At 70.5% G+C, this 12,363-nt stretch carries 12 protein-coding genes; 9 read left to right on the top strand and 3 right to left on the bottom strand.

All coding sequences use genetic code 11. From position 1 onward, the window contains the following. Window positions 1-41: 41 nt before the first annotated feature. The 9 genes from atpB (at window position 42) to AC07D6_RS09035 (ending at window position 7,882) form a co-directional block, all read left to right on the top strand. Window positions 42-854, top strand: coding sequence for a F0F1 ATP synthase subunit A (gene atpB, locus AC07D6_RS09075; protein WP_315875618.1), 813 nt, complete (start codon window positions 42-44; stop codon window positions 852-854). Window positions 855-932: 78 nt separating this feature from the next. Beyond that, window positions 933-1,175 (top strand): ATP synthase F0 subunit C, encoded by a 243-nt coding sequence (gene atpE / locus AC07D6_RS09070; RefSeq protein WP_023586533.1) that lies wholly within the window; start codon window positions 933-935, stop codon window positions 1,173-1,175. A gap of 42 nt (window positions 1,176-1,217) precedes the next feature. Continuing rightward, window positions 1,218-1,763 carry a F0F1 ATP synthase subunit B gene (locus tag AC07D6_RS09065; RefSeq protein ID WP_315875617.1) on the top strand — a complete coding sequence of 182 codons (546 nt, stop codon included), beginning with the start codon at window positions 1,218-1,220 and terminating at the stop codon, window positions 1,761-1,763. Beyond that, window positions 1,760-2,575, top strand: a complete 816-nt coding sequence (locus AC07D6_RS09060; protein ID WP_479043086.1) for a F0F1 ATP synthase subunit delta — start codon at window positions 1,760-1,762, stop codon at window positions 2,573-2,575. Before AC07D6_RS09065 ends, AC07D6_RS09060 begins: the two co-directional genes overlap by 4 nt. A 138-nt stretch (window positions 2,576-2,713) precedes the next feature. Then, entirely contained in the window at window positions 2,714-4,312 is a 1,599-nt protein-coding gene (gene atpA, locus AC07D6_RS09055) for a F0F1 ATP synthase subunit alpha (protein WP_315875615.1), read from the top strand. Between the two features lie 20 nt (window positions 4,313-4,332). Then, on the top strand, window positions 4,333-5,250 hold the full coding sequence (locus AC07D6_RS09050) for a F0F1 ATP synthase subunit gamma (protein ID WP_315875614.1): 918 nt from the start codon (window positions 4,333-4,335) through the stop codon (window positions 5,248-5,250). Continuing rightward, entirely contained in the window at window positions 5,250-6,692 is a 1,443-nt protein-coding gene (gene atpD, locus AC07D6_RS09045) for a F0F1 ATP synthase subunit beta (protein WP_315875613.1), read from the top strand. The genes AC07D6_RS09050 and atpD overlap by 1 nt, the downstream gene beginning before the upstream one ends. 213 nt (window positions 6,693-6,905) lie before the next feature. Then, complete coding sequence (locus AC07D6_RS09040) at window positions 6,906-7,280, top strand: F0F1 ATP synthase subunit epsilon (protein WP_315875612.1); 375 nt, start codon at window positions 6,906-6,908, stop codon at window positions 7,278-7,280. A 155-nt stretch (window positions 7,281-7,435) separates the two neighbouring features. Continuing rightward, window positions 7,436-7,882 (top strand): DUF2550 domain-containing protein, encoded by a 447-nt coding sequence (locus tag AC07D6_RS09035; protein WP_315875611.1) that lies wholly within the window; start codon window positions 7,436-7,438, stop codon window positions 7,880-7,882. Window positions 7,883-8,391: 509 nt separating this feature from the next. Here the strand turns inward: AC07D6_RS09035 and AC07D6_RS09030 are convergent. The 3 genes from AC07D6_RS09030 to AC07D6_RS09020 form a co-directional block, all read right to left on the bottom strand. Beyond that, complete coding sequence (locus AC07D6_RS09030; RefSeq protein ID WP_479043084.1) at window positions 8,392-10,254, bottom strand: glycosyl hydrolase family 18 protein; 1,863 nt, start codon at window positions 10,252-10,254, stop codon at window positions 8,392-8,394. 128 nt (window positions 10,255-10,382) lie between these two features. Then, entirely contained in the window at window positions 10,383-11,072 is a 690-nt protein-coding gene (locus AC07D6_RS09025; RefSeq protein WP_479043083.1) for a response regulator, read from the bottom strand. Further along, window positions 11,069-12,271 (bottom strand): sensor histidine kinase, encoded by a 1,203-nt coding sequence (locus AC07D6_RS09020; protein ID WP_315875609.1) that lies wholly within the window; start codon window positions 12,269-12,271, stop codon window positions 11,069-11,071. The genes AC07D6_RS09025 and AC07D6_RS09020 overlap by 4 nt, the downstream gene beginning before the upstream one ends. Window positions 12,272-12,363: the final 92 nt, after the last annotated feature.

Genomic DNA, 12,363 nt, shown 5'->3' with positions numbered 1-12,363 from the left:
CGAGGTTGCCGTACCTATGCGCCACGCTGAAGGAGCCCGCGGTGAGTGCTGACCAGACGCTTGCCTTCGACCCGAGCTGTCACCTCTTCATCGAGGGATGCGGCTTCCCGGCACCGGGCCTCCACTCGTTCATCTACGAGCCCATCGCCACGGTCGCGGGCTTCGAGTTCACCAAGCCGATGCTGCTGGCGCTCCTCGGCTCCGTGCTGATCGTCGCCTTCTTCTGGGCCGCGTTCGCCAAGCCGAAGCTGGTTCCCGGAAAGGTCCAGATGGTCGGCGAGGCCGGGTACGACTTCGTCCGCCGCGGCATCGTCTACGAGATCATCGGCAAGAAGGACGGCGAGAAGTACGTCCCGCTGATGGTGTCCCTCTTCTTCTTCGTCTGGATCCTGAACCTCTGGTCGATCGTTCCGCTCGCCCAGTTCCCGGTCACCTCGCTGATCGCCTTCCCGGCGGCGCTCGCGCTGATCGTCTACGTGATCTGGGTGGGGCTGACCTTCAAGAAGCACGGCTTCGCGGGCGGCTGGAAGAACATCCTCGGCTACGACAAGAGCCTCGGCGCCATCCTCCCGCTGGTCATGGCCCTGGAGTTCCTCTCCAACCTGATCATCCGGCCCTTCACGCACGCGGTCCGACTCTTCGCGAACATGTTCGCCGGTCACATGCTCCTGGTGATGTTCTCCCTGGCGAGCTGGTACCTGCTGAACGGCATCGGCATCGTCTACGCCGGCGCCTCGTTCGTCATGGTCATCGTGATGACCGCCTTCGAGCTCTTCATCCAGGCCGTCCAGGCGTACGTCTTCGTGCTCCTGGCCTGCAGCTACATTCAGGGCGCGCTCGCCGAGCACCACTGAGCCAGGCCCGTCCCCCGAAACCGCAGTCGTCCGGTGGCCAACCCCCACCGGGTCATTGAAAGAGAAGGAAGATCCGGCATGTCCGTTCTCCAGACCCTCGCCGCCGAGAACACCGTCTCCGGCAACGTCAACGCCGTCGGTTACGGCCTCGCCGCCATCGGCCCCGGCGTCGGCGTCGGCATCATCTTCGGTAACGGCACCCAGGCCCTCGCCCGCCAGCCCGAGGCGGCCGGTCTGATCCGCACCAACCAGATCATGGGTTTCGCCTTCTGTGAGGCGCTCGCCCTCATCGGCATCGTCATGGGCTTCGTCTTCCAGTAAGCCGGATTCGACAGCCCCACACCTTTCACGGAAGGCACTGATGTGAACGCTCTGTTCCTTGCGGCGGCGGAGGAGCCCCAGCCTCCGATCATCCCGCATCTCGACGAGCTCGTCGTCGGTCTGATCGCCTTCGCCATCGTCTTCGGCTTCCTCGCCAAGAAGCTCCTCCCGAACATCAACAAGGTTCTGGAAGAGCGCCGCGAGGCCATCGAGGGCGGGATCGAGAAGGCCGAGTCGGCCCAGCTCGAGGCCCAGAGTGTGCTTGAGCAGTACAAGGCTCAGCTCGCCGAGGCCCGCCACGAGGCCGCGCGTCTGCGCCAGGAGGCACAGGAGCAGGGCGCCGCGATCATCGCCGAGATGAGGGCGGAAGGTCAGCGTCAGCGCGAGGAGATCGTCGCCGCCGGCCACGCGCAGATCGAGGCCGACCGCAAGGCGGCCGCCGCCGCCCTGCGCCAGGACGTCGGCAAGCTCGCCACCGACCTGGCCGGCAAGCTGGTCGGCGAGTCCCTCGAGGACGTCGCCCGCCAGAGCCGCACCATCGACCGCTTCCTCGACGAGCTCGAGGAGAAGGCCGAGGCCGCCCGATGAACGGAGCGAGCCGCGAGGCACTGGCTGCCGCGCGTGAGCGTCTCGACGCGCTGACCGACAACACGTCGGTCGACGCGGCGAAGCTCGCCGAGGAGCTGGCCGCCGTCACCGCGCTGCTCGACCGCGAGGTGTCGCTGCGTCGGGTCCTCACCGACCCGGCGCAGGCCGGAGAGGCCAAGGCCGACCTGGCCACGCGACTGCTGAGCGGTCAGGTGGGCGGCGAGACCGTCGACCTGGTCTCCGGCATGGTCCGCTCCCGCTGGTCCCAGTCGCGCGACCTGGTCGACGCGGTCGAGGAGCTGGCGGACACCGCGGACCTCACCGCGGCCCAGAAGGCCGGCGCGCTCGACGACGTCGAGGACGAGCTGTTCCGGTTCGGCCGGATCGTGACCTCCAGCCCCGCGCTGCGGGCCGCGCTGACCGACCGGGCCGCCACGGCCACCGCCAAGGGCGAGCTGCTGCGCAGCCTCCTCGGCGGCCGGGCCAACGCGGCGACCGAGCGGCTGATCGTCCGCCTGGTCACCCAGCCGCGGGGACGTAGCCTGGAGGGGGGACTGGAGTCCCTGTCCAAGCTCGCCGCGGCGCGCCGGGACCGGATGGTCGCGGTCGTCACGTCGGCGGTACCGCTCACCGACCAGCAGAAGGAGCGCCTCGGCGCGGTGCTGGCGAGGATGTACGGCCGGACGATGCACCTCAACCTCGACGTGGACCCCGCGGTCCTCGGCGGGATCTCGGTGCGGATCGGCGACGAGGTCGTCAACGGCACGATCGCCTCCCGCCTCGACGAGGCGACGAGGCGACTGGCCGGCTGACCCGCGGACCAGGTCACCACACCCAACAAGCGTTACCTACGGCCCGGTTGGGCCGTGCACAGGATGCAGAAGTTCTGGGGGGAGCCCCCAGATCCCCCAAAGAGACTTCGGGCCCAACAAGGAGAGCAGGGAACCCAGATGGCGGAGCTCACGATCCGGCCGGAGGAGATCCGGGACGCGCTGGAGAACTTTGTCCAGTCGTACAAGCCGGACGCGGCCTCGCGCGAGGAGGTCGGTACGGTCAGCCTTGCCGGCGACGGCATCGCGAAGGTCGAGGGTCTGCCCTCGACCATGGCCAACGAACTGCTGAAGTTCGAGGACGGCACCCTCGGCCTCGCCCTCAACCTCGAGGAGCGCGAGATCGGTGCCATTGTCCTCGGTGAGTTCAGCGGCATCGAGGAGGGCCAGTCGGTCCAGCGCACCGGCGAGGTCCTGTCCGTCGCCGTCGGCGAGGGCTACCTGGGTCGCGTCGTCGACCCGCTCGGCAACCCGATCGACGGCCTCGGCGAGATCGAGACGTCCGGCCGCCGCGCCCTCGAGCTGCAGGCCCCCACGGTCATGCAGCGCAAGTCGGTGCACGAGCCGATGGAGACGGGCTACAAGGCCGTCGACGCGATGACCCCGATCGGCCGTGGTCAGCGTCAGCTGATCATCGGCGACCGCCAGACCGGCAAGACCGCCCTGGCCGTCGACACGATCATCAACCAGCGTGACAACTGGCGCACCGGCGACCCGAAGAAGCAGGTCCGCTGCATCTACGTCGCCATCGGCCAGAAGGGCTCCACCATCGCGTCCGTCCGCGGTGCGCTGGAGGAGGCCGGTGCCCTGGAGTACACGACCATCGTCGCCGCCCCGGCGTCCGACCCGGCCGGCTTCAAGTACCTGGCGCCCTACACCGGCTCCGCCATCGGCCAGCACTGGATGTACGAGGGCAAGCACGTCCTCATCGTCTTCGACGACCTGTCGAAGCAGGCCGACGCCTACCGCGCCGTGTCGCTGCTGCTGCGCCGCCCGCCGGGCCGCGAGGCCTACCCGGGCGACGTCTTCTACCTGCACTCCCGCCTGCTGGAGCGCTGCGCCAAGCTCTCCGACGAGATGGGCGCCGGTTCCATGACCGGTCTCCCGATCGTCGAGACCAAGGCCAACGACGTCTCGGCGTTCATCCCGACCAACGTCATCTCCATCACCGACGGCCAGTGCTTCCTGGAGTCCGACCTGTTCAACGCCGGTCAGCGCCCGGCCCTGAACGTCGGTATCTCCGTGTCGCGAGTCGGTGGCTCGGCCCAGCACAAGGCCATGAAGCAGGTCTCCGGCCGGCTCCGCGTCGACCTGGCCCAGTTCCGCGAGCTGGAGGCGTTCGCCGCCTTCGGTTCCGACCTGGACGCCGCGTCGAAGGCCGCCCTGGAGCGCGGCAAGCGCATGGTCGAGCTGCTGAAGCAGCCGCAGTACCAGCCGATGGCGACCGAGAACCAGGTCGTCTCCGTCTGGGCCGGCACCACCGGCAAGATGGACGACGTCCCGGTCCAGGACATCCGCCGCTTCGAGACGGAGCTGCTGGACTTCCTGCACCGCGAGCACAAGTCGCTCATGACCTCGATCCGCGAGGGCGGCAAGATGTCCGACGAGACCCTCGACAAGGTCGCGGAGTGCATCACCGACTTCAAGAAGCAGTTCGAGACCTTCGACGGCAAGCTGCTCGGCGAGGACGCCCCGGCCACCGTCAACGTCTCCAAGTGACGACGGAAGGGACCTGATCCATGGGAGCGCAGCTCCGGGTCTACAAGCGTCGCATCCGGTCCGTCACCGCGACGAAGAAGATCACCAAGGCGATGGAGATGATCGCCGCCTCGCGCATCGTCAAGGCGCAGCGCAAGGTGGCGGCCTCCACGCCGTACGCGACCGAGCTCACCCGCGCGGTCACGGCGGTGGCGACCGGGTCGAACACCAACCACCCCCTCACCACGGAGGCGGAGTCCCCGACCCGTGCCGCGGTCCTGCTCATCACGAGCGACCGCGGTCTGGCCGGCGGCTACTCCTCCAACGCCATCAAGCAGGCCGACCGGCTCACCGAGCGGCTGCGCGGCGAGGGCAAGGAGGTCGACACGTACATCGTCGGCCGCAAGGGTGTCGCCTACTACGGCTTCCGCGAGCGCAAGGTCGCGGACGCCTGGACCGGCTTCTCCGACAACCCGTCCTACGCGGACGCCAAGCAGGTGGCCGCTCCGCTGATCGCGGCCGTCCAGCAGGACACCGCGGACGGCGGTGTCGACGAGCTGCACATCGTCTTCACGGAGTTCGTGTCGATGATGACGCAGACGCCGGTGGACAACCGGATGCTGCCGCTCAGCCTCGCGAAGGCCGCGGAGGAGACGGGGGCCAAGGGCGAGATCCTTCCCCTGTTCGACTTCGAGCCGTCGGCGGAGGACGTCCTCGACGCCCTCCTGCCGCGCTACGTCGAGAGCCGCGTCTACAACGCCCTGCTGCAGGCCGCCGCCTCCGAGCACGCGGCCCGCCGCCGGGCGATGAAGTCGGCGACCGACAACGCGGGAGATCTGATCAACTCGCTCTCGCGCCTTGCCAACGCGGCCCGCCAGGCCGAAATCACCCAGGAAATCAGCGAGATCGTCGGTGGCGCGAGCGCCCTGGCCGACGCGACCGCGGGGAGTGACAAGTAATGACGACCACTGTTGAGACGGCCGCCGCCACGGGCCGCGTCGCCCGGGTCATCGGCCCGGTCGTCGACGTGGAGTTCCCCGTCGACGCGATGCCGGAGATCTACAACGCGCTGCACGTCGAGGTGGCCGACCCGGCCCAGGACGGCGCGAAGAAGACGCTGACCCTGGAGGTCGCCCAGCACCTGGGTGACGGCCTGGTCCGCACCATCTCGATGCAGCCCACCGACGGCCTGGTCCGCCAGGCCGTGGTGACCGACACGGGCGCGGGCATCTCCGTCCCGGTCGGCGACTTCACCAAGGGCAAGGTGTTCAACACCCTCGGTGAGGTGCTGAACCACCCCGAGGAGAACGCCAACGTCGGCGAGCGCTGGCCGATCCACCGCAAGGCCCCCGACTTCGACCAGCTCGAGTCGAAGACCGAGATGTTCGAGACGGGCCTGAAGGTCGTCGACCTCCTCACCCCGTACGTCAAGGGTGGAAAGATCGGTCTGTTCGGTGGCGCCGGTGTCGGCAAGACCGTTCTGATCCAGGAAATGATCATGCGTGTCGCCAACCTCCACGAGGGCGTTTCCGTCTTCGCTGGTGTCGGTGAGCGCACCCGCGAGGGCAACGACCTCATCGCGGAGATGGAGGAGTCCGGCGTTCTGGACAAGACCGCCCTGGTCTTCGGCCAGATGGACGAGCCCCCGGGCACCCGTCTGCGCGTCGCCCTGGCCGGTCTGACGATGGCGGAGTACTTCCGCGACGTCCAGAAGCAGGACGTGCTCTTCTTCATCGACAACATCTTCCGGTTCACCCAGGCCGGTTCCGAGGTGTCCACCCTGCTCGGCCGCATGCCGTCCGCGGTGGGTTACCAGCCGAACCTGGCCGACGAGATGGGTCTCCTCCAGGAGCGCATCACGTCGACCCGCGGTCACTCGATCACCTCGATGCAGGCGATCTACGTCCCCGCCGACGACCTGACCGACCCGGCGCCGGCCACCACCTTCGCCCACCTCGACGCGACGACGGTTCTCTCCCGTCCGATCTCCGAGAAGGGCATCTACCCGGCCGTGGACCCGCTGGACTCCACGTCCCGGATCCTGGACCCGCGCTACATCGCGCAGGACCACTACGACGCCGCCATGCGCGTCAAGGGCATCCTGCAGAAGTACAAGGACCTCCAGGACATCATCGCGATCCTCGGTATCGACGAGCTGGGCGAAGAGGACAAGCTGGTCGTCCACCGCGCCCGTCGCGTCGAGCGCTTCCTGTCCCAGAACACCCACGCGGCGAAGCAGTTCACCGGTGTGGACGGTTCGGACGTTCCGCTCGACGAGTCGATCGCCGCGTTCAACGCGATCTGCGACGGCGAGTACGACCACTTCCCGGAGCAGGCCTTCTTCATGTGCGGTGGTCTCGAGGACCTCAAGAAGAACGCCAAGGAACTCGGCGTTTCCTAAGGTCCCGTGACGGGTGAGGGGGCGGGCGCGTCCCGCCCCCTCACGCTGCACCCCCCTTCCGGGGCCACGGTCCCGGACCCTGGCCGCCCCCGCGGCCGTCCCCCGGCCGCGCTGGCCGGCGCGGGTCCTCGGCGCTCCGGCGCCGACGGCCCTACTAGACTTATGACCCAACACCCGGCAAGACCCGCCGGGTGGTGACCCGAGGAGCCACCCTTGGCCGCTGAGCTGCACGTCGAGCTGGTCGCCGCGGACCGGAGTGTCTGGTCCGGCGAGGCCACCCTGGTCATCGCGCGCACCACCTCCGGCGACATCGGCGTCATGCCCGGCCACCAGCCGCTGCTCGGTGTGCTGGAGTCGGGCCCGGTGACCATTCGTACGAGCGAGGGGGGCACGGTCGTCGCCGCTGTGCACGGCGGTTTCCTCTCGTTCGCGGACAACAAGCTGTCGCTGCTCGCGGAGATCGCCGAGCTGGCGGATGAGATCGACCCCCAGCGCGCCGAGCGCGCGCTGGAGCGTGCGAAGGCGGAGTCGGACGCCGCGGCCGAGCGGCGCGCCGACATCCGGCTGCGCGCGGTGGCGGCGCGCTAGCGCACCGCCACTGATCCACCTCGCCGGGTGCCCTTCACGGGGCGGCCCGGCCCCTCAGCCGCGGCTCGGCCTGGACTCCCCAGACCGGCCGCGGCTGAGGCGATGCAGATGCAGGTCGTATTCGGTTACAGGACGAAGCGGGGAGGTCGGTGGAGATGTTCCTCGCCTTGCTGGTGAGCGCGCTGGTCGTCGCACTGGTGGTGATCGGGCTCTTCGTCTTCGGCCTGCGCCGGCGGCTGATCCAGCGGTCGGGCGGCACGTTCGACTGCAGCCTCCGCTGGAACGTCCCCGAGGAGGGCGACACCTCCGGCAAGGGATGGGTGTACGGGGTCGCCCGGTACAGCGGCGACCGGATCGCCTGGTTCCGGGTCTTCTCGTACGCGCCCCGCCCGCGCCGCATCCTGGAGCGGGCCTCCATCGAGGTCCTGGACCGCCGCATGCCGGAGGGCGAGGAGGAGCTGGCGCTCCTGTCGGACTCCGTCGTGCTGGGCTGCCTGCACCGGGAGACGCGCCTGGAGCTCGCCATGAGCGAGGACGCCCTCACCGGTTTCCTCGCCTGGCTGGAGGCGGCGCCCCCCGGACAGCGGGTGAACGTGGCGTAGCCGCGCGTCCCGCCGCCGCGCACGGCGCGGAGCGCGCCTTCGCCCCCTCGCGTACGGGCGCGGACCGCGGTCCCGGGCCCCGCGTACTCGGATCGAGCCGCACCGTTTCCGGTGCGGCTCGATCGTTGTGCGGGGTGTGCCGGAGGGGCCGGTGGTCGCCGGGGGCCGGAGTGGACGGCCGTGGCCGGCCCACCGCGGGCGGTGTCGCCGCCGGCTGCTGGGGGAAGCGGAGCGCGCGTCCGGCCCCGCGTACGGTGTGAGCCGCGTGTTCCGGGTCCGGCGTGGGTCGCGTGTTCCGGGTCCTGCGTACGGCGTGGGTCGCGTGTCCCGCCGCCGCGTACGGCGGTGGAGCGTGCGTTCCGGGTCCGGCATGCGGCGTGGGCCGCGTGCCCCGGGTCCCGCGTACGGCGTGGGCCGCGGGCCCCGGGGCCGGTGGCGGACATGGATCGAGCCGCACCGTTTCCGGTGCGGCTCGATCGTCGTGCGGGGTGTGCCGGAGGGATCAGTGGTTACTGGAGGCCGGAGTGGACGGCCGTGGCCAGCTCACCGTTGGCGGTGTCACCGCTGAACTCCCAGTAGAAGGCGCCGCCCAGGCCCTGGCCCTTGGCCCAGGCCATCTTGGACTGGACCGTCGCCGGGGTGTCGTAGCTCCACCAGTTGGTGCCGCAGTGGGCGTAGGCCGTGCCGGCCACGGTGCCGTTGGCCGGGCAGGTGTTCTTCAGGACCTTGTAGTCCTCGATGCCCTGCTCGTACGTGCCGCCCGCCGGGCCCGTCGCGGTGCCGCCCGGCTCCTTCTGGGTGACGCCGGTCCAGCCGCGCCCGTAGAAGCCGATGCCGAGCAGCAGCTTCTTGGCGGGCACGCCCTTCGCCTTGAGCTTGGCGATCGCCTCGGCGGAGGTGAAGCCGGACTGCGGGATGCCCGGGTAGGTGGTCAGCGGGGAGTGCGGGGCCGTCGGACCCTTCGCCGCCCAGGCGCCGAAGAAGTCGTACGTCATCACGTTGTACCAGTCGACGTACTGCGACGCCGGGCCGTACTCAGCGGCGTCGATCTTGCCGCCGGCCGAGGCGTCCGCGGTGATGGCCGCGGTGACCAGGTTGTTCGCGCCGAACTTGGCACGCATGGCCTGCATCATCTTGGTGAAGGCGGCCGGGCCGCTCGTGTCGCAGGTCAGACCACAGGCGTTCGGGTACTCCCAGTCCAGGTCGATGCCGTCGAAGACGTCGGCCCAGCGCGGGTCCTCCACCAGGTCGTAGCAGGACTGGGCGAAGGCGGCCGGGTTCTGCACGGCCTGGCCGAAGCCGCCGGACCAGGTCCAGCCGCCGAACGACCACAGCACCTTGATGTGCGGGTACTGGGCCTTCAGCTTGCGCAGCTGGTTGAAGTTGCCGCGCAGCGGCTGGTCCCAGGTGTCGGCCTTGCCGTCGACGGACTGGTCGGCGGTGTACGCCTTGTCGTAGTCGGCGTAGGCGTCACCGATGGTGCACTTGCCGCCCTGGACGTTGCCGAACGCGTAGTTGATGTGGGTGATCTTGTTGGCCGTACCGGACGTCACGAGGTTCTTGACGTGGTAGTTGCGGCCGTAGACGCCCCAGTTGGTGAAGTAGCCCATCTTGACGGTGGACGACGGGCCGGGGCCTTCGCCGCCGCCGCCACCGGTGGTGCGGACCGCGACGGAGCCGCTGGCCGGGCCGGTCTGGTCGGCGGTGTCCCGCGCCTGGACGCTGTAGGAGTAGTCGGTGCCGGGGGTCAGGCCGGTGTCCGTGTACGTCAGGCCGGTGACGGTCGCGACCTTGGCGCCGCCGCGCAGCACGTCGTAGTTCTTGACGCCCTTGTCGTCGGTGGCCGCGGTCCAGCTGATCTTCACCGACGTGTCGGTGATGCCGGAGGCGGTGGGCGTGCCGGGGGCGGACGGCGCGCTGTCGCCGGGCTGGCCCGGTCCGCCGTCACAGGACTCGCCGTTCAGCTTGCAGCCGGAGGGGGCGCCGGTGCCGGTGCCGTTGAAGCCGAAGGTGACGGACGCCCCGGGGGCGAGGGTGCCGTTCCAACCGAGGTTCTTGGCGGTCCAGTGGTTGCCACTGTTGGTGACGGTGGCGTCCCAGGCGGAGGTGACGGACGTGCCGGAGGGGAAGTCCCACTCGACGGTCCAGGAGGAGAGGGCGGTGGTGCCGGTGTTCTTCACCGTCCACTTGCCCTCGAAGCCGCCGCCCCAGTCGGAGGCCTTGGCGTAGGTGGCGGTCGCGGAGGTGGCGGCCTGGGCGGGGGTGGCGAGGCCGACCATCGCGGCCAGCGGGAGCAGCAGCGCGGTGGCTCCGGCCGTGGCCCTGGCCAGGAGGCGCGCTCTGCGCGGTGGTGCTTGAGTGCTCGTGCTCAACGGTGCTCCTCAAGATGTGGACGGACATGGTGGGGGTCACGTGTGTCCGTGAAAGGTGCGCGCCGTGAGCGTAGGAAGGTCTGGACCAATCGTCAATAGGTCCAGACCACCTGAGAAGTGCCCCCGCGTCAGATCCCCAATTCTCGGGCCAGCACCGCGGCTTGCACCCGGCTGCGCAGGCCGAGCTTGCCCAAGAGCCTGCTGACGTGCGTCTTCACCGTCGCCTCCGCCATGTCGAGGCGCACCGCGACCTCCGCGTTCGACAGCCCCTCGCCGAGGCACGACAGCACCTCGCGCTCCCGCCGCGTCAACGGGTCGAGCACGCTCCGGTCCGGCACGGCCCCCGCCGCCCGGCCGTCCGGCGCACGGCCCCGCCGCGGCGCCGCGAACTCCGCGATCAGCCGCCGGGTGACCGCCGGGGCGATCAGGCCCTCGCCGCGCGCCACCGTCCGCACCGCCTCGACCAGGTCCCGCGCCTCGGTGTTCTTCAGCAGGAACCCGGCGGCACCGGCCCGCAGCGCCCCGAAGACGTACTCGTCCAGGTCGAAGGTGGTCAGCACCAGGACGTCCGCGAGCCCCTCGTCCACCACCCGGCGCGTCGCCTCCACCCCGTCCAGCAACGGCATCTGAACGTCCATCAACACCAGGTCGGGACGCAGCTCGCGGGCGAGCCGCACCGCCGCCTCGCCGTCCCCGGCCTCACCGACCACCTCGATGCCGGGGGCGCTGCGCAGGATGAGGACGAGCCCCGCCCGTACGGCCTTCTGGTCCTCGGCGACCAGGACGCGGATCGTGCCCCTCGCCGTTCCCGTGTTCATACCGCCGGCTCCCTGTCGTCCTCCGCCACGGGCAGCACCGCCCGTACCCGCCACGTCCTGTGCCCCGCCCCCTCCACCGGGCCCGCCTCGAACTCCCCGCCCAGCAGCGCCACCCGCTCCCGCATCCCGACCAGCCCGGCCCCCGACCCGGGCGCGCGCGGCCCCGCCGCGGGACGGTCGAACGGGCTGGTCACCCCGACCACCAGGGCGTGGCCGGTGCGCTCCACCACGACGGCCACCCCGCCCGCGTCGGCGTGCTTCAGCGCGTTCGTCAGCGACTCCTGCACGATGCGGTACGCCGCGAGCTCCACCGGAGCGGGCAGGTCCTCGTCCGGTGGCGGGGCGGTCAGCGTGAACGTCAGCCCGCTCGCCGTGCCGTGTGCCGCCGCCTGCCGTACGAGGGCGGCGATCCCGGCCAGGGTCGGCGCGGGCGCGGGCTCGCCGTCGGCGCCGCTGTCCCGGAGCAGCGAGATCAGCCGGCGCATCTCGGCCAGGCCCTCGACGCTGTTCTCCCGGATCACGCCGAGCGCCTCCCGGCTGGTGTCCGGGTCGTCGAGGGAGAGCGCGGCGGTCGAGTGGATGGCGATCGCGGAGAGGTTCCCCGCGACCATGTCGTGCAGTTCCCGCGCCATCCTGGCCCGCTCCGCGACCACCGCCTCCCGCCGGTCCATCTCCGCCAGCAGCGCCGTCTGCTCGGCGCGCAGCCGGGCCGCGTCGGCGGCCTGCCGGTGGTTGCGGACGACCGCGCCGGTGGTGGCGGGGACGAACGACACCATGCCGGTGAGGATGCCGAGCAGCAGCGCCCACGGCTCCCGGTACCACGCCAGCGACGCGATCGAGACACCGACGGTGATGAGCCCCGTCGTGACCGGCAGCCGGCGGGCGAGGGCGGGGGAGCCGTACACCACGGCCGCGTACACCAGGTCCGTGAACATCAGGATCGTCGCGATGCTGCCGCGCGTGAGCTGGTCCGCGACGACCGCGACCGTCCCGACCAGCAGCGCCGTGCGGGGCCTGCTGCGCCGGACGAACTCCAGCGCCGTCATCACGGACAGCGGCAGCAGGACGGCCCAGCGCGCGTCGACCACGCTGTGCCGCGCGCCCTGGCTGAACACCCCGAGCGACCACAGCAGGAGGCCGCCGGCCAGGCCGGTCGCGGCCAGGAAGACGTCGTCGCGGTGGGGGCGGGGCGGTGTCACGTCCCCATCCAACACGGCCCCGGGCCCCCGCCGCCTCCCCGCGCGGGGTGAGCCGCGACTACATCGAAGGGTGCAGCGCGGATTCCTCATCG

This window comes from Streptomyces sp. NPDC045287 (assembly GCF_056432325.1).
This window is presented reverse-complemented; position numbering and strand designations above follow the sequence as displayed.